Origin of the sequence: Desulfallas sp. Bu1-1, assembly GCF_015594625.1 — a bacterium.
In the GTDB taxonomy this organism is placed as follows: Bacteria; Bacillota; Desulfotomaculia; order Desulfotomaculales; family Desulfallaceae; genus JADNRQ01.
Genome location: NZ_JADNRQ010000021.1, coordinates 1 through 17371, shown reverse-complemented (window position 1 = coordinate 17371; position 17371 = coordinate 1). Strand labels below are relative to the sequence as shown.

General features: G+C 48.8%; 15 protein-coding genes, 1 pseudogene and 1 riboswitch. Of the genes and pseudogenes, 15 read left to right on the top strand and 1 reads right to left on the bottom strand.

Annotated features, from left to right (window positions below):
- Position 1: 1 nt before the first annotated feature.
- On the top strand, positions 2-199 hold the full coding sequence (locus IT084_RS18275; RefSeq protein ID WP_313885496.1) for a UPF0175 family protein: 198 nt from the start codon (positions 2-4) through the stop codon (positions 197-199).
- Entirely contained in the window at positions 183-578 is a 396-nt protein-coding gene (locus IT084_RS14735) for a hypothetical protein (protein ID WP_195713651.1), read from the top strand. Before IT084_RS18275 ends, IT084_RS14735 begins: the two co-directional genes overlap by 17 nt.
- 31 nt (positions 579-609) lie before the next feature.
- Here the strand turns inward: IT084_RS14735 and IT084_RS14730 are convergent, their stop codons facing one another.
- A complete protein-coding gene (locus tag IT084_RS14730; RefSeq protein WP_195713650.1) occupies positions 610-1272 on the bottom strand; it encodes a hypothetical protein in 663 nt (220 codons plus the stop codon).
- A 435-nt stretch (positions 1273-1707) separates the two neighbouring features.
- A riboswitch (cyclic di-GMP riboswitch) is annotated at positions 1708-1791 on the top strand.
- A 150-nt stretch (positions 1792-1941) separates the two neighbouring features.
- Here IT084_RS14730 and IT084_RS14725 point away from each other — a divergent pair.
- The 13 genes and pseudogenes from IT084_RS14725 to IT084_RS19050 all read left to right on the top strand — a co-directional run.
- On the top strand, positions 1942-3888 hold the full coding sequence (locus tag IT084_RS14725) for a methyl-accepting chemotaxis protein (protein WP_195713649.1): 1947 nt from the start codon (positions 1942-1944) through the stop codon (positions 3886-3888).
- A 12-nt stretch (positions 3889-3900) separates the two neighbouring features.
- A complete protein-coding gene (locus IT084_RS14720) occupies positions 3901-5403 on the top strand; it encodes a chemotaxis protein CheW (RefSeq protein ID WP_195713648.1) in 1503 nt (500 codons plus the stop codon).
- A 19-nt stretch (positions 5404-5422) separates the two neighbouring features.
- Positions 5423-6493: a chemotaxis response regulator protein-glutamate methylesterase gene (locus IT084_RS14715; protein WP_195713647.1), complete on the top strand. Its 1071-nt coding sequence runs from the start codon at positions 5423-5425 to the stop codon at positions 6491-6493.
- Positions 6494-6516: 23 nt separating this feature from the next.
- Complete coding sequence (locus tag IT084_RS14710) at positions 6517-7098, top strand: HEAT repeat domain-containing protein (protein ID WP_195713646.1); 582 nt, start codon at positions 6517-6519, stop codon at positions 7096-7098.
- A 6-nt stretch (positions 7099-7104) separates the two neighbouring features.
- The gene (locus tag IT084_RS14705; RefSeq protein ID WP_195713645.1) at positions 7105-7935 is read left to right on the top strand and encodes a protein-glutamate O-methyltransferase CheR; all 831 of its coding nucleotides are present in this window, start codon (positions 7105-7107) and stop codon (positions 7933-7935) included.
- Between the two features lie 11 nt (positions 7936-7946).
- Entirely contained in the window at positions 7947-8333 is a 387-nt protein-coding gene (locus IT084_RS14700; protein ID WP_195713644.1) for a response regulator, read from the top strand.
- Positions 8320-10761 (top strand): chemotaxis protein CheA, encoded by a 2442-nt coding sequence (locus IT084_RS14695; protein WP_195713643.1) that lies wholly within the window; start codon positions 8320-8322, stop codon positions 10759-10761. The genes IT084_RS14700 and IT084_RS14695 overlap by 14 nt, the downstream gene beginning before the upstream one ends.
- Positions 10751-11023 carry an STAS domain-containing protein gene (locus IT084_RS14690; RefSeq protein WP_195713642.1) on the top strand — a complete coding sequence of 91 codons (273 nt, stop codon included), beginning with the start codon at positions 10751-10753 and terminating at the stop codon, positions 11021-11023. The genes IT084_RS14695 and IT084_RS14690 overlap by 11 nt, the downstream gene beginning before the upstream one ends.
- 39 nt (positions 11024-11062) lie before the next feature.
- Positions 11063-12190: a methyl-accepting chemotaxis protein gene (locus IT084_RS14685; RefSeq protein ID WP_195713641.1), complete on the top strand. Its 1128-nt coding sequence runs from the start codon at positions 11063-11065 to the stop codon at positions 12188-12190.
- Positions 12191-12212: 22 nt separating this feature from the next.
- Positions 12213-12581, top strand: coding sequence for a response regulator (locus IT084_RS14680; protein WP_195713640.1), 369 nt, complete (start codon positions 12213-12215; stop codon positions 12579-12581).
- Between the two features lie 378 nt (positions 12582-12959).
- Positions 12960-15296 carry an HD domain-containing phosphohydrolase gene (locus IT084_RS18270; RefSeq protein WP_243277000.1) on the top strand — a complete coding sequence of 779 codons (2337 nt, stop codon included), beginning with the start codon at positions 12960-12962 and terminating at the stop codon, positions 15294-15296.
- 563 nt (positions 15297-15859) lie between these two features.
- Positions 15860-16978 carry a methyl-accepting chemotaxis protein gene (locus IT084_RS14655; protein WP_195713639.1) on the top strand — a complete coding sequence of 373 codons (1119 nt, stop codon included), beginning with the start codon at positions 15860-15862 and terminating at the stop codon, positions 16976-16978.
- Positions 16979-17223: 245 nt separating this feature from the next.
- Positions 17224-17371: pseudogene (locus IT084_RS19050) on the top strand (diguanylate cyclase domain-containing protein); the annotation flags it as partial.

Here is a 17371-nt window from a genome sequence, read left to right as displayed (position 1 = left end):
ATTGAAAAGGTTGGCTGCAACTTTTTATGCTGATGGCAGCTTATCTTTGGGCAAGGCGGCTCAACTAGCTAATGTATCTAAACAAGATTTCTTGGATTTTATGGCAACACATAATATACCACTTAACTACGATGTCCATGAGTTAGAGGAGGATTTATCGACAGTCAAGGAGTTCTTGCAAAATGAAGGTCGTCTCTAACTCAACACCTGTTATTGCTTTGTCCAGGATCAATGAATTAGAGCTTTTGCATATCTTATTCGGGACAATAATTATACCTACTGCCGTGTACAATGAGGTAGTTTTGGAAGGAGCCGGCAGACCTGGTGTTAAAGAAGTTGCCAATGCCCCATGGATTATAAAAATGGAGGTAAAAAATCTCCTTGCCGTTTCGATGCTTCAAATGGATCTTGATCGTGGGGAGGCCGAAGCTGTTGTTTTAAGGTCAAAGAGGAAATTGATATACATAGCCAATGTGATTAGATGGCAACCCTTCGTAAGGTCATGTGCCCCGGGACCCGTGTATCTGCGAGCCCGGGGCTTTTCGTTCAACTTGCTTGTTCCCGGTATTTTGTGTTAACGGTTGATGCGGTGAAAAAACAGTCCACAAATCACTGTTTTTGATCTTGTTTTTCTTTTTCTGTCTCTTGTTGTAGTTGATTTTGCTGCTGCTGTTGCTGTTGCGCCTTTTCAGGGGTGATTTCCCTGGTTGGTGCAGCGGGCTCGGGTTGTTCCCCTCCCGGAGCGGGTTTCACCTGGCTAACGGGTGCTTTGGCGGCGGGTCCGGGCGCCGCTTCCGGTGCTTTGGCCGGAGTTTTTTCTTCTTCCACCTCATCCGCATCCCTTGATTCAAACCCCACCCCGTTAACGGCCTTATCCGTCCGGTCCAGTTTGATAATCACGGGTTCCGACCGGGTGTCACCTTTTTTTTCAACCTCTGTTAGGGTAACGTCGAGCCACAGAAAATCCTGCCTGGGGACCCGCTGAACAACTTTGTCCACTTTGATGTTTTCATCGTCCGGTCCGGAGTTTAATATGATGTAATTGTTATTGCCCGCGCTTGTCCAGGTTATCATTTGCCTGTCCGACATGGCGGTAACGATATTCCTGACTGGTGTGGGAACCTGTTCCAGGTCCACCTCGCGGAATCCAATGGTTGATTCCTGGGGAATCACCTTTTCGGGTTGGTCCCGGGGTACCGGTTTTCTTTGGGCGTTACACCCGAAAATGGTGATGGAAAGTACGATTAAAATTAGTGGTAAAACTTTCTTCATTGTTACAACAACCCCTTGTTTTTTAGCTATAATATTCCTTTTGTTCCGGTTATTTATGCGTTAGTTGTTCTTTAGGGCAGGATTTGGTTTGCAATGAAAAATTGACTATAGCGCATAAAAATAATTTTTGCAATTCATAAGAAAATAATGTATAATTTAGTCGAATTTAGATAAAATATAAAATCATATATAATTAAATGATTAAAATAATACGGATTTGAGGTGATTATGATGAAACAAAGAACAATAACAAACATATGTTCGAGGGGGGGGGGGGGGGGGGTAAATATACTAAATTAGTTAAATTATGGAATGTATTCCACTTTATTTCTTCACGCCTGCTTTTAGCCGACCAGCTATTTCATCTTCATCTTCATCTTCATCTTCTTCTCCGTTCTCCACCACACAGTTCTTTTCCATTGTTTTTCTTAAAAGCAAAAAACAGGGCAAACCGGTCGAAAGGCCGGGACGCAAAGCAATGGGTCTAAGGTTTTTAGCTATGACTGCCATGCTGCTTAAACATTATGCAGGGAGAGTTTTAACGGTCATGGCTATCGTGGCCGGTTTTTTTACTGAAAATGAGAAGATCGTTAATTAATAAATGATTTATTCGGGAAGTTATTACCTAATAATAGCCAAGAATAACGATTAATTTAGGGAGGGTTAACAATGAGTGGAAACGGTAAAAAACTAGCGCCCCTGCCGCAGGAAGACCCGGGCAAAAAGCACGACGGTAAGGCTCAGGAGTCGGAGGCGAACAAAAAAGAACTGGCCAAAAAGCTGGAGGCCCAGCGCAGGCAGGCCCGCACGTTTGCCAAACAGCAACAAATCGCTGAAAGACTCGCTGCTGCGACAGAAGAGTTGTCATCCAACGTGGAGGAATCCACCAGTGCGGTGGAAGAATTACGGGCTGCTGTGGAACAAATTGCATCGGGGGCGGAAGAGTCAAGCAGCGCGGCCCAGGAATCACTGGCCGCCATCAACCAGATAACCAAGGGCGTTGAACTGGCGGCAAGGAATGCTGGCACAGCCCTGGAGCGTGGACAGGCCATCCAAAATATCATTAGGGTAACTTCGGCTGATATAGAAAAAATAGTAAATAGCGTTAATGTTGCAGCCCAGTCGAACGCTGAGTCGGCCAGGCTGGTCGGTGAACTGGAAAACCAGGCCGAAGAGATAGGCAACATTATCAGCACAGTGGTTAAGATAGCCGACCAGACAAACCTTTTAGCGCTGAACGCGGCCATTGAGGCGGCACGGGCCGGTGAACACGGCAAGGGGTTTGCCGTGGTGGCCGATGAGGTGCGCACGCTGGCTGAGATTTCGGAAAAGGCCGCCAATGATATTCGCGAACTGGTGAGTAATATTCAGCGTGACGTCAATGTTATTGCCAAAGATATTAACAGCGCCGCCGATGAAGTTAGGAAGGAGTCGGAAAAAGGCCAGGCGATTTCGCAAGGTCTGGTGCAGATTGGCGAAGACATGAATGATGTGGTAAGCGCGGCGCATGAAATAAACAATTTATCCGGTGAATCTCTGCAGAGCGTCAAAATATTTCAGCAGGGTGCAGCCGATATTGCCAAGGCGGCCGAGGAACAATCCCAGGCCTCCCAGGAAGTTTCCGGCACGGTGGAACAGCAGGTTAAGGCCCTGGAGGATATTGGTTCCAGTGCGGTTGAACTGGCGGAAATGGCGGAGGAATTAAGATCATCCACCGATATCAGCAAATCCTCCGAGGGGTTGGCGGCCGCTGCGGAAGAGCTTTCCGCGGCCATTGAGCAAGTTGAACGCTCTGCCAATGAGATTATGTCAGCCCTGAACATAGCGGCCCAGGGCGCCGAGGAACAATCCAAGTCCTGTGAAGAGTCTGCTTCTATTTGCGCCCGGGTGGAACAGGAGTTAACCAATATAGCCGAGAAAGCCGAGATTTCTCTGCAAAAAGTCACCAACTTATCGGATTTGCTGGCAAAGAACAAGGTTAATACAGATGAATTAATAGCCGGTATTAGTACGGCACTGGAAGCAAACCTTCAGAACCTAAAAAAATTAAAAGAATTGGATGTCAGTGCCAGAAAAATTGATAAAATTGTAGATACCATCGTCAATGTAGGCATCCAGACAAACATGCTGGCCGTCAGCGGCGCCATTGAAGCTGCCCGTGCGGGCGAGTACGGCAGGGGGTTTGCCGTCGTAGCCTCGGATATTCGCAACCTGGCGCAGGACAGTGCGCGCAACGCCGAGCAAATCAAGGATATGGTAAAAGCGATTCAGGACCAGATAATGACCGTGCTGCGTGATGTGGAACAGGTGGCCAACGAGGCCCGGCAGGAAACGGAAAAAGCCAGGAAAACCACAGCTGATTTGGAGCAAATCGAGGCGGAAATGAAGGTTATATTAAACGGTGCGAAGGAAATTGCTGAAAATGCGGCCGATAGCCAGGCGGCCATTGAACAGGCCAAGAAAGCAGTGGAACAGATTTCCGCAGCCGCCCATGAAGCCGCGTCGGCTACGGAACAGGCTGCATCCGCAGCCAGGCAGCAGTCTGCCGGCGCCCGTGAACTGAGCCGCGCCATAGAGGAAATAGCCGCCCTAGCCGACCAACTACAGCAAGGTTAGGGGGAGAAAGCAATGACTGTAACCAATCAACTGGTCACCTTCTATCTCGGACAGGAAAACTATGGTATTGAAATAGATTATGTGCAGGAAATCATCCGCATGCCCCAAATTGTACACCTGCCGAAGGCCCCTGACCATGTTGAAGGTTTGGCCAACTTGCGCAACAATATTCTGGCTGTTATCAACGGCCGGAGAAAGTTTGGCCTGCCCCGTGCGGATCATACAGATGCAACCCGCGTGGCGGTGTTGGACTTTCATGGATACAAACTGGGCTATGTAGTAGACAGGGTATCCGAGGTAATCACAGTTAATGCCGATGAGATCGAGGAAATTACCGCTGAAAAAGACGGCCGGGAAAAATTTTTAAAAGGTGTAGCCAAGCTGAATAACGGGCAGCGTTTGGTAATGATTATTGATCCCGCTTATCTGTTTGGCCAGGCGGAAAAGGACATTTCAACCAACGACGGGGCACGGTCGGAGATGGAGGAAAATACCGGTCGCAGCGCCCAGATGACCGAAAGCCAGGCAACAGAAAAAATTGAGGAATTTGTAAACTTTCGTGTGGCCCTGGAGGATTACGCCATACCCATTGCACATGTACAAGAGATTGTACACGTGCCTTCCGTAATCAACCGGGTACCCAACGCGCCGGAGTATGTCGACGGCTTGATCAGCTTGCGCAAGCGCATTTTGCCCATTGTCAACATGCGTAGTTTGTACGGTCTGGAACAGTCCGGTTTTGACGAAAGATCCCGGATAGTCGTTGTAAGAATCAAACATTCCGGGCAAACCCTTACCGTAGGTTTGGCCGTGGATGCGGTAAACGAGGTGTTACGCATTTCCTCCGAGGCTGTTGCCCCGGTGCCTGATCTGCTGCGCACCAGGAAAACAAGTGAAATTACCGGGGTTTGCAAAAGTAAGAATCAGAGCCTGGTTTATATACTGGATCCCGCCCGTCTTTTCTCGCTGGAGGAAATGATAGAGTTCACTGCTCAGAACATGGACTCTGAACAGGAAATACAAAGTACCGTGCAATCGGATGACGAAGAACAGCTGGTTACATTCTGGCTGGATAATGAGGAATTTGCCGCCAGTATAACTCAGGTGCAGGAAATCATTCGCGTACCTCAAGTGGTCAGGGTTCCCAAAGCTCCAAATTATGTTGAGGGAGTAATTAACATTCGGGGCGCGATTTTACCTGTGATCGATTTGCGAAAGAAATTCAATCTATCACAGTATAGTCGCGATGAACAGTCGCGCATTGTCGTAATAAACCTGGACGGCCAGCGTACAGGGCTGATTGTGGATTCGGCGCGGGAAGTTGTAAAAATAAGTTGCGCCGATATCGAACCGGTGCCCGAGATGCTCGATACGCGTATTGACACGGCCTTTATCAAGGGAGTGGGAAAACTTGCCGGGGGACGGCGGATGGTGATTATTTTAGATATGGCCAAAGTAATCCTGGCGGATGATGACGACGCGTCCGGTTTGTTTCAAGCAAGTGAGATGAATTAAATCAGGTGGTGTTCCGTGGATGGAAAAAATCGGGGTGCTTGTGGTTGATGATTCGGCCTTGATGCGTAAGTATATCAAGCAAATCATCAATGAAGAGCCGGATATGACGGTGCTGGATACCGCCAGGGACGGCGAGGAGGCGGTGGATAAGGCCATATCACTAAAACCGCAGGTTATCACCATGGATATCAATATGCCCCGCATGGACGGGATAACAGCGTTGCAGTATATCATGGCGCAGGCTCCCTGCCCGGTGGTGATGCTGTCATCGCTTACCCAAAAAGGGGCGCTGGCCACATTTGAAGCCCTGGAACTCGGGGCGGTGGACTTCATATCCAAACCGGACGGCACTGTTTCTCAAGAAATATTTAAAATAAAAGAAGAAATTAAAGCCAAGGTGAGGGCGGCGGCAAATAGCCGCCGCCCCGCTAAATTCCGGCCGGAACAGAAAAAGATTAGGGAGAAAAAACAAGCTCCAATAAAAACCGTTACGGCGCCTGCAAATGTAAATATAGAAAGAGTTGTAATCATCGGTGTTTCCACGGGCGGGCCCAAAACGCTGATGGATATTTTGCCGCTTCTGTCGCCTGATCTCCCTGCTCCGGTGGTGGTTGTCCAGCACATGCCGGCAGGGTTTACGGCTCCCTTTGCGCAAAGGTTGAATCAACATTGCCGGCTGCGGGTCAAGGAAGCCGCCAATGGAGATGTGCTGGAGCAGGGTGTAATATATGTGGCCAGGGGTGGTTATCACCTTAAAGCAAGCCATAATCAGGTTGACAAAGGGGTAAAGCTTTTTATTTCCCGGGAACCGAAAGATACGCTTTTTATGCCTTCCGTTCATGTAACCATGGAATCCTTCTATAAAGCATTGGGACCGGAACGCCTGGTGGGCGTGCTGCTTACCGGCTTGGGTGACGACGGGGCGGACATGATGGTGCGAATACGCCGGGGCGGCGGGGTGACCATAGCGGAATCGGAAGAAACGGCAGTGGTGTGGGGGATGCCCCGGGAAGCTTATTTGCGGGGCGGCGTGCAGCACCTTGTGCCTTCATATCAGGTAGCGGAGCGCATTATGGAAGCCCTAAAGTAAAGTCTTGGCCGGAGGTGCTCAAAATGAATATTGACAATCTGCTCACCAAGTTGAAAGAGGGTAGTGAAAAGGAACGCCTGGCGGCTCTGCGCCATCTGGAGCAGCAGGGGAATGAGACGGCAATTAATGCCCTGGTGGATTTATTAACGCATGAACACAGCCGTTTGGTTCAAGAGGCGGCGGTAGCTGCGCTGATCCGGATAAACACGCCGCAAGTGGCGGAAGCGGTGGTTCAACTGCTGGAGAGCGCCGATGCCTGGGTGAGAAATGCGGCTGTGGAAATATTGCAGGGACTGGGTGAAACCGCATCTGGTGTGGTCGAGGAACTGTTGCAATCTTTCGACCCCGACCTGCGTCTTTTTGCCGTGAATGTGCTGGGAGAGGCCAAATATAGGAAGGCCGTTTCACTGTTGCAAGAGGTTGTCAATAATGATTCCGATGTTAATGTAGTGGCGGCAGCGGTGGAGTATTTGGGGGAAATGGGCAGCCGGGTGACGGATGTCAGGTGCCTTGAGCAAGCCGGCCGGCGTTTCAAAGATCCTTTTCTTCACTATGCCGTGGCCGAAGCGTTAAAAAAAATAGGTCACCCGCAGAAGAGAAGGTGATATGAATTGACGTTTGACGAGTTTGTTAAAATAAGAGACTACATTTATCGTAAATCGGGCATTTTTTTTGAGGATAATAAACAATATTACGTGGAAAAACGGGTGCGTGACCGCATGGCCGCCACCGGCCACCAGAGCTTTCAAGGCTATTTTTTGTCTTTGCGTTTTGAGAGTTCAAACAAAGAGTGGCAGGAACTAATTAATGCCCTGACGGTGAACGAGACATACTTTTTTCGCGAGTATCCCCAATTGAAATGCTTCGCCGAAGAAGTTATTCCCAAAATGCTGGAAAAAAAAGCAGCACAGGGGCAGAACCCGGTTAAGTTGAAAATCTGGTCTGCAGGCTGTTCTACAGGCGAAGAGCCGTATACACTGGCCATTATCCTGAAGGAGATGACGGAAGGGATAGTATCCGCGCCGGTGACATTTGAAATTCATGCCACTGATATCAACACCGACGTGCTGGACAGGGCCAAAACGAGGCTATACGGTCAACGCTCGGTCAAAGATGTACCGAATGAATACATGGGAAAATACTTTCGCCGGCGAGGGCAAATGTATGAGTTGTCCGCTCAAATGGCAAGCCATGTTAAATTTTATCAACTAAATTTGCTTGATAGCGCCGCCATGGAGCGTATGGACAATTTTGACGCCATATTTTGCCGCAATGTATTGATTTACTTTGATGATAATTCTCGCCGGGAAGTGGCCCTGTACTTCCATGCAGCGCTTGTCGAGGGTGGATACATGTTCTTGGGTCACTCGGAATCCATGAGCCGGGTAACCTCTGTTTATAAAATGGTGCGGTTGAAGAATGCCATAATATATCAAAAGTAGGTGGTGATTGGGTGATTTTAAAAGCATTAGTGGTGGATGATTCATTGACAGTACGGGGGTATCATTCCCAAATTCTGCAGGAAGCGGGCTTTGCAGTGGAACAATCAGTCAACGGATACGAAGCCCTGGAAAAAACCCTTTTGGATTTTTACCACCTGCTGGTGATTGATATCAACATGCCCAAGCTGGACGGGGTCAGTTTACTCAAACAGCTGCGCCAAAGAGAGGAATATACGGACACACCGGTCCTGGTTGCCTCCACCGAAACTGGTGAACAAGATATCCGGACCGGCCTGGCGGCCGGGGCGACAATTTATCTGTCCAAGCCCATACATCCCGAAATACTAACCTTTTTGGCAAAAATTTTTACAGCCGGAAGCGGGGGTGATTGCGATTAATCTGCTTGCCACATTCATCCAGGAAGCCAGAGAATACCTTGAAAATATAAATCAAGGGCTGTTATATCTGGAAGAAAACCCGGCGGATGCAAATATGCTGGACGAAATTTTTCGTGTTGCCCATACCCTCAAAGGATCTGCGGGAATTGCCGGGCTGACTGAAGTCCAGAAACTGACCCACGCGCTGGAAGACGTGCTGGGCGCGTTGCGTGACGGCCGAATAACTTATGATTCGGAACTGGCGGATGTTTTGCTGAATGGTTTCGACGGGGTGCATGAACTGGTGGAGGCGGCTGCCGGCGGGCAGGCACCCACTGTAGATTACCGCCGGCTAATAACAATGATTGAAGAGTACCTGCCCTCAGTTTCCGGCGCTGCTTCAGGAGTTACCCATATCTTGCGGGATGTAGATAAAGATGCTCTAGCTGCCCTGCCGGAAAATGTGCGAAGTAATATTTCGGCTGTTGGGGGACAAGGGCTTAATGTATACCAGATCTGCTTTATGCCCGATGCCGGCATTTTTTATACCGGTACAGACCCGCTTTTGCTTGTTGACGAGTTGATGGAACTGGGGCAAATAATTTATCTGCAAATTGATGATGCCGGGCTTCCTCCCCTGTGTGAAATGGATGCGGAACTTTGTTACCTGGGCATAAATATCTATTTGGCCAGCACAGCGGAGCCGGCCCGGGTGGAAGAGGTATTTCAATTTGTGGAATCGCCCGAAAATCACCTCCGGGTGGCAATTGTGAGCGAAGTGGAGCAAACGCCTGCAGTCAAAATCGCCAACACTTTGACCGGCCTGTCGATTAAAGAAAGGAAAATGTTCAAAGAATTTCTGGAACAGCAACAAACGGCCCTGGCTGCTGCCGAAACGGAAGAAGACCGGGAATGGCGGGCACAACACATAACCAAAATTCTTCACCGGGCGGCCCAAAATTACCAGTGGCAGTGGTTGATTGAACAGTTGCCCGGCTTGCCGGTTGAACAGCAGGAATTTCAGGCTTTTTTAGATCGATTGGTGGACTTGTTGTCTGAAAGTGACGAGCAGGATTTGCCGGGCCAAGAAACCGGCCAAAAAACGATTAATGTGGATACCACGGAAATTGATTCCACAGCAAGTCCGGTTTCCGTTAATGAAGGAAAGAACGCTCTCCCTGTGCCGGGCGGCGGGCCCGCCGGCGGTAAAGACGGAGAGAAATCATGGGAAAGCGGGATAAACCAGCCCATAAAAGTGGAGCAGGAGAAATTGGACCGGCTGATGTCCCTGGCTGGTGAGTTGGTTGTGGCCAAAAACGCCCTTCCTTATCTGGTTAAGAAACTGGAAATAGAACATGGTCTGGTCGAGTTGGCCCGGGAAATGAAAGAAACATATAGCATTTTGGATCGTATAGCCCGGGATATGCAAGATACCATGCTGGACGTGCGGTTAATGCCCGTATCGCATATATTCCGAAAAATGCCCCGGTTGGTGCGGGATATTTCGCGCTCGCTGGGTAAACCGGTGCGGCTGGTCACCTCCGGCGAGGAGACCCAATTGGATAAGAACATCATCCAGGCTTTAAATGAACCAATGGTTCACCTGGTGCGCAATGCCCTGGATCATGGAGTGGAACCTCCGGAAGAACGGCAGGATTTGGGGAAGCCCGTGCCTGCAACCGTCACCTTGCGTTCATACCGCGAAGGTGACCGGGTAATCGTAGAAGTGGAAGATGACGGTAGGGGTATCGCTCCGGACCGGGTCAGGGCCATGGCGGTGAAAAAAAATTTATTGACGCCTGAAGAAGCGGTGTCCGTTAGTGATGAAGAAGCGTTAAACTTCATATTTATGCCCGGCTTCAGCACCAGTGAAGAGGTATCCGATCTTTCCGGCAGGGGAGTGGGCATGGACGTGGTGGCCACATCGCTGCGCCGAATAAACGGTAAGGTTCGGGTTTACAGCCAGCCGGGTTCAGGCACCTGTATCCGGATGGAATTGCCGCTGACCATGGTCACGTCGAAGGTTTTGCTGGTAGAAGTTTCCGGGCAGCCGTACGGTTTACCCCTGGATGCAGTCCAGGAAACCGTAAAACTTAATATGGTTCAGATAAAGACAATGAAGGGACAACCGGTTGCCGTGCTGCGTAATGAACTGGTACCATTGTTTGACACGGGTAGTTTACTCGCCCGGCATAAAATTATCAATACCGATGCCGGTGCCGGTAGCGGCAGTGATGAAGAAATCTATATCGTGGTGCTGAATACTGGTACCGGGTTGGCAGTACATGACTTGCTGGGTGAACAGGACATTATCTTGAAACCTCTTGAAGGTGAACTAACGAAAATTACTATTTTTGCCGGCGCGGCCATCCTGGGCGACGGCAATGTTTTGTTGGTATTAAACCCGCATGAACTGACACGGACGGGGGGAGTAATGGATGGGGTATAGTTTTATAAATCAGGAAGGGTACCTGGTAGTTCAATTGCAGGACCTTTTTAACATCACCCAGGTGAAAGAATTTACCGCTGATCTGTGTTCCCGGCCCGAGCGGCATCTGGTGCTGGACATGAGTAATTTAACCGGGCTGGACATGGCCGCATTGCAGGTATTATGGGCTATACGGCAAGCATATACCGGCCTGGAGATAATTTGGCCCGGTGATCGCCAGGTCGTTGAACGCCTGGAACTTCTGGGGTTCAAGACAAATTAGTTCTTTTCAGCGTGTTGGCAAGGGAGGGTGTAATATATTTTGGAACTTCACTGGCTGGCGGCGGGTGCAGGCTGGCTTATCGCTGCGGGGATAGGATACAAATATTATCAACTGCGGAAAAGGTATTTCTCCAGCAAGGAGGCAAATGATGCTGTTACGGACGGCGCGGTCGGCATTATTCAACAAGTCTGCCGGGTATTGCCTGTAGCACAGGGCAATATTCAGGCTGTGGTGACTACTACCGAAGAGTCGGTGCTGCAGTTGGGCGACAAAATAGCCGGTATCTGTTCGGCGGCTAGGGAAAACGCCCGGGAAGGCCTGCATATTTTAGATGAATATATAAGCCAGGAAAACGAGCAAAGCCTGGTAGCGCGGTTATTAAATGAAAACCGGCAAACCATGCGGGATTTAATGAGCGATTTAAACAGGCTGATTGAAGATGTCAGGTCGGCGCAGGAGCAATTTATTCAAGATGGAGTGTACTGGCGGGACAAACAATCTGCTTTGACCGGTAAGCTGAGAGATATTGCCGATCGTTCTCAATTGCTGGCCCTCAATGCTTCCATAGAAGCGGCCCGCGTCGGCGAACACGGGCGGGGATTTGCCATTGTGGCCCGGGAAGTAGGCAAGCTGGCGGAGCTGACCAAAAGTACCCTTGATGAGATGGACAAACAGAATATGGATATTTACAGTCATGTAGAAACTATGACAGCAAATGTCATGAATACAATCAACACAATTAACGATTCAACTAATATCATACAGCATATCAGGGACCAGGTGTTTAAAACGCATGAAAGAATGGTCGAGGCAGTAAAAACCATACATGAAGCATCCAACACCCTGGTCGCCAGTGTAACCGGCTTGTCCCGGCAGGTGGAAAACACAGTTATAAACCTTCAGTTTCAGGATATTGTATCCCAGGAATTAAATCATGTTTTGCAAGTAATTGGAGAGTGCAATGATGAACTCCAGCATCTGGCGCAAGCGCTGCAAAATGGTATGGCTTTAAAAGAGCGAACGGAAATAATGGACAAGCTGGCAAAGCTTTATACCACCGCCGGTGAGCGGCGGGTACACCAGCAAGTGACCGGTGAAAAGCTTCTGGATACGACCAAAGTCGGGAAAGTGGATGAGGAACTGGGTGATAACGTAGAGCTGTTTTAACTAAATAAAGGTGGTGTTAGCATTGGCCAGGACCATATTAACCGTCGATGATTCATTAACCATGTTGAAGAGTATAAAGATTGTTTTGGAAAATGCCGGTTACCAAGTGGAGCAGGCGCAAAACGGCCAAGCAGGTTTGACTGCCCTGGACAAAATAGGCAAGGTGGATGCCATTATTACCGACTTGAACATGCCGATCATGGACGGGATAAGTTTTATCAAGGCGGCACGCCAAAAAAAGACTTGCAAGTTTACTCCAATTATCATGCTTACAACGGAAGCGCAAGCTGCCAAAAAGGAAGAAGGTAGAAAAGCCGGTGCCACGGCCTGGATCGTAAAGCCGTTTAAACCGGAACAATTGCTGGCGGTACTGAAAAAGGTGGGTGTGTAATGCTGACATGAGGGCCATGTCATAGTTACAGAGTTGGACAGGCGAAAACTAGGCTTAATAGTAGATACTGTATATTCAGTGTCCAGGTATACCGGGGATAAAGTGGCAATGGGGTAGTGGATAACATGCAGGCCGGTGCCGCCGGCAGCCGCTCCCGGATCATTCATGCGCGCAAACTTGCGCGAGGTTGTCGGCCAGGTAGTCCAAACGTCCAAGCAGGTGGCCGACTCGTTCTCCCAACTCGCCGCCCAGGCCGAGCAGACCGCCGCCGGTGCGAACGAGACGGCCTCCACCATGAGCGAAATGGCCTCGACCGTCGAACAGATAACGAAAATGCGCAGAGGGCTTTTTTGGTCGGGAAAAGGGTGATTTAAGCAGATGGAAGAAAAGATTTATAAAGAAATACTTATGAATTCTCCCTTCGGTTATGCTTATCACAAGGTGCTGTTCGGGAAGCAGGGAGAGCCGGAAGACTATATCTTTCTGGAAGTTAATCCCGCCTTTGAAGAAATAACCGGGTTAAAAAGCGAAGCCATCCTCGGGAAAAGGGTGACGGAAGTGTTGCCCGGCATCAGGGCGGGCGGCTTTGACTGGGTGGCCTTTTACGGCAAGGTGGCCCTAACCGGCGAAAGGCAGGAGTTTAGCCAGTATGCAGAACCTTTGCAGCGTTGGTACAAAATAGCCGCCTTTTCTCCTGAAAAAGGGTATTTTGTCACCTTGTTTCAGGAGATCACGGAAGAAATCCGGCAGATCGAAAACCTTGAGGCCCGGAGAGAAAAAATCGAGGAGCTGTCCACAGAACTGGAAATGGTGTTCAACGGTACCCAGGATGCCATGTTCCTGGTCAGGGTGGAAGACGGAGAATACCGGTACATGAGGAACAATGCCACCCACCGGAAATTGACAGGGTTCAGCCTGGAGGATATAAAAGACAAAACCCCCGTTGAACTGGCCGGGAAAGAAATTGGTGAAGCCGTCAGTGCCAATTATCAAAGGTGTGCGGATAGTAAAAAAACCATGACCTATGAGGAAACTCTGATACTCCCCGCCGGAAAAAGGACCTGGCTGACCACCCTGACGCCGGTGCTGGAAAAGGGGAAGGTAAAATACCTGGTTGGCTCCAGCAAGGATATTACCCTGCAAAAGAAGGCCGAAGAAGAACTCAAAAAGAGGCTGAAATACGAAAAAATAATCAGCAGTGTTTCCCAGCTGGCTTTACAGGTAAGAAGCCTCGAAGTTTTTCTGACAGAATCCCTGCGGCTTATGGGCGAGGACATGGGTGTAAGCCGGGCCTACCTCTTTGAAGCGGACCGGGAAAAAGGGACCATGAGCAACACCTTTGAGTGGGCGGCGCCCGGTATAACGCCCCAGAAAGAAAACCTTCAGGAAATCCCTGAGACTGAATTTACCTGGTGGGTGGACAGGCTTAAAAACAGGGAAGTGATAAACTACGGGGATATTGAAGACATCCCCGACGAAAAGACAAAGGAAATCTTAAGGCCCCAGGAGATCAAGTCCCTGCTGGTACTGCCTGTATATGTGGAAGGGGATTACTACGGCTTCATCGGTTTTGACGACTGTCTTAAAAACAGGGAATGGTCTGAAGCCGACATCAATTTGCTGCAGCTTGCCGCAAGGATTATTTCCGAATATATTCTGCGCAAGAAATTTGAAGAAAAAGTCCTCTTTTTGAGCTATCATGACCGGCTGACAGGGCTTTACAACCGCAGGTTTATGGAAGAAGAAATAAAGCGGCTGGATACGCCGCGTCAGCTGCCCGTATCGGTTATCATGGGTGATATCAACGGATTGAAACTGACCAATGACGTTTTCGGCCATAGGGCAGGGGATCTTCTTTTGAAGAAAGCGGCAGAGGTAATAAAGGAATGCTGCCGCCGGGAGGATATCATCGCCCGCTGGGGCGGGGACGAATTTGTCATTTTGCTGCCCCGGACCGGTATGAAAGCAGCAGAAAAAATTGTCGGGAGTATTAAAAACAAGTGTGTTTTGGACAGTGAAGGGCCTGTTCAGGTGAGCATCGCCCTGGGCTATGCCGCAAAAACAAAGGCCGAAGAAAATATCTGGCAGGTACTGAAGGAAGCCGAGGAATGGATGTATCGCCATAAGCTTCTGCAGGGCAAAAGCTACCGGAATGCCGTCATCTCCACCCTGAAGGCCACCCTTTTCGAAAAAAGCATGGAAACGGAAGAGCATGCAGAAAGGTTAAAGGCAATAAGCCTGAAAATAGCGAAAGGGCTGAGCCTTTCCGCTAAACAAATGGATGAGCTGGAACTACTGGCGGTGCTCCACGACATCGGCAAGGTGGCCATCAAAGAAAGTATTCTGCTAAAACCCGGCCCTTTGACAGAGAAAGAATGGGAGGAGATGAAGAAACACCCGGAAATCGGCTACCGCATTGCCCAGAGTACGCCAGAGCTGGCTTCCATTGCTGAATACATCCTGTGCCACCATGAACGGTGGGACGGCAGGGGTTATCCCCGGGGGATAAAAGGTGAAGAAATCCCTCTTTTATCCCGTATCTTGGCTGTTGCTGACGCTTACGACGCCATGACCAGCGACAGGCCCTACCGGAAAGCAATGGGCAGGGAAGAAGCTTTAGCTGAACTTGAAAGGAATGCGGGGACGCAGTTTGACCCGGAGGTAGTAAGTGCTTTTAAAAGTGCCTGGCACATGGAAGGTATTGGTTATTTATAAAGCGTTTTATTTCGGGCCTGGTGGTTGATTCCTGATCACCTGGTAAAACTGTTTAAACCCGAGACAAATTGCTGAAAAATGTGGGCATGTAATACTGATATGTAATGAGACATGGATATGACCTTATTTAAATATTGTATAATTTTAATTAAAAAATAATGGATTGAAGGTTGATCATTATGAAACGAATAAATTTCAAACATATGTTCGTTGGGGGGGATAAATGTTCTATATATGTTAAAATATTGAATAATAGTAACAATATGTATTTATGCTTTCGTTTAACCTGCCATCTTTTTCTTCTTCGTTCCCCACCACCTAATTCTCATCCTATTGTTTTCCTTTCGGCTTGTTTTCTTGTTTTCACGAGGTGTAACATGGCGCTGGATATGAAAAATTTAACCGGGCTGGACATGGCCGCGTTGCAGATTGTGGACGATGCGGCAATCGTATGCCGGCCTGGAGATAATTTGGCCCGGTGATCGTCAAGTCGTTGAACTTGGAACTTCTAGGGTTTATGACAAATTAGTTCCTTTTAGAGTGTTGGCAAGGGAGGGTGTAATTTGGAACTTCACTGGCTGGCGGCAGGCTCATGCTGGCTTATTGCTGCAGGGATAGGATATAAATATTACCAGCTACGAAAAAAATATTTAGCCAACAATGAGGCAAGTGATTCTGTTACGGGAGGCGCGGTCGATATCATTCAACAAATTTGCCGGGTATTGCCTGTAGCACAGGGCAATATTCAGGCTGTGGTGACTACTACCGAAGAGTCGGTGCTGCAGTTGGGCGACAAAATAGCCGGTATCTGTTCGTCGGTTACGGAAAACGCCCGGGAAGGCCTGCATATTTTAGATGAATATATAAGCCAGGAAAACGAGCAAAGCCTGGTAGCGCGGTTATTAAATGAAAACCGGCAAACCATGCGGGATTTAATGAGCGATTTAAACAGGCTGATTGAAGATGTCAGGTCGGCGCAGGAGCAATTTATTCAAGATGGAGCGTACTGGCGGGACAAACAATCTGCTTTGACCGGTAAGCTGAGAGATATTGCCGGTCGTTCTCAATTGCTGGCCCTCAATGCTTCCATAGAAGCGGCCCGCACCGGTGAACACGGGCGGGGATTTGCCATTGTGGCCCGGGAAGTGGGCAAGCTGGCGGAACTGACCAAAAGTACCCTTGATGAGATGGATAAGCATAATAAGGATATTAATATCCACCTGGAAAATATGACAGCAAATGTTGTGAATACAATTAACGATTCAACTAATATCATACAGCATATCAGGGACCAGGTGTTTAAAACGCATGAAAGAATGGTCGAGGCAGTAAAAACCATACATGAAGCATCCAACACCCTGGTCGCCAGTGTAACCGGCTTGTCCCGGCAGGTGGAAAACACAGTTATAAACCTTCAGTTTCAGGATATGGTATCCCAGGAATTAAATCATGTTTTGCAAGTAATTGGAGAGTGCAATGATGAACTCCAGCATCTGGCGCAAGCGCTGCAAAATGGTGAGGCTTTAAAAGAGCGAACGGAAATAATGGACAAGCTGGCAAAGCTTTATACCACCGCCGGTGAGCGGCGGGTACACCAGCAAGTGACCGGTGAAAAGCTTCTGGATACGACCAAAGTCGGGAAAGTGGATGAGGAACTGGGTGATAACGTAGAACTGTTTTAACTAAATAAAGGTGGTGTTAGCATTGGCCAGGACCATATTAACCTGGAATACGAAAAACTTATCAGCCGTGTTTCCCAGCTGGCTTTACAGGTAAGAAGCCTTGAAGTTTTTCTGACAGGACCCCTGCGGCTTATGGGCGAGGACATGGGTGTAAGCAGGGCCTACCTCTTTGAAGCTGACCGGGAAAAAGGGACCATGAGCAACACCTTTGAGTGGGCGGCGCCCGGTATATTGAAGAAAAAGTCCTCTTTTTGAGCTATCATGACTGGCTGACAGGGCTTTACAACCGCAGGTTTATGGAAGAAGAAATAAAGCGGCTGGATACGCTGCGTCAGCTGCCCGTATCGGTTATCATGGGTGATATCAATGGTTGAAACTGACCAATGACGTTTT

What these genes read in the sequence shown, in the direction of transcription:
- IT084_RS14735 (WP_195713651.1), top strand. Translation starts at nt 183, where the DNA reads ATGAAGGTCGTCTCTAACTCAACACCTGTTATTGCTTTGTCCAGGATC.
- IT084_RS14730 (WP_195713650.1), bottom strand. Translation starts at nt 1,272, where the DNA reads ATGAAGAAAGTTTTACCACTAATTTTAATCGTACTTTCCATCACCATT.
- IT084_RS14725 (WP_195713649.1), top strand. Translation starts at nt 1,942, where the DNA reads ATGAGTGGAAACGGTAAAAAACTAGCGCCCCTGCCGCAGGAAGACCCG.
- IT084_RS14720 (WP_195713648.1), top strand. Translation starts at nt 3,901, where the DNA reads ATGACTGTAACCAATCAACTGGTCACCTTCTATCTCGGACAGGAAAAC.
- IT084_RS14715 (WP_195713647.1), top strand. Translation starts at nt 5,423, where the DNA reads ATGGAAAAAATCGGGGTGCTTGTGGTTGATGATTCGGCCTTGATGCGT.
- IT084_RS14710 (WP_195713646.1), top strand. Translation starts at nt 6,517, where the DNA reads ATGAATATTGACAATCTGCTCACCAAGTTGAAAGAGGGTAGTGAAAAG.
- IT084_RS14690 (WP_195713642.1), top strand. Translation starts at nt 10,751, where the DNA reads ATGGGGTATAGTTTTATAAATCAGGAAGGGTACCTGGTAGTTCAATTG.
- IT084_RS18270 (WP_243277000.1), top strand. Translation starts at nt 12,960, where the DNA reads ATGGAAGAAAAGATTTATAAAGAAATACTTATGAATTCTCCCTTCGGT.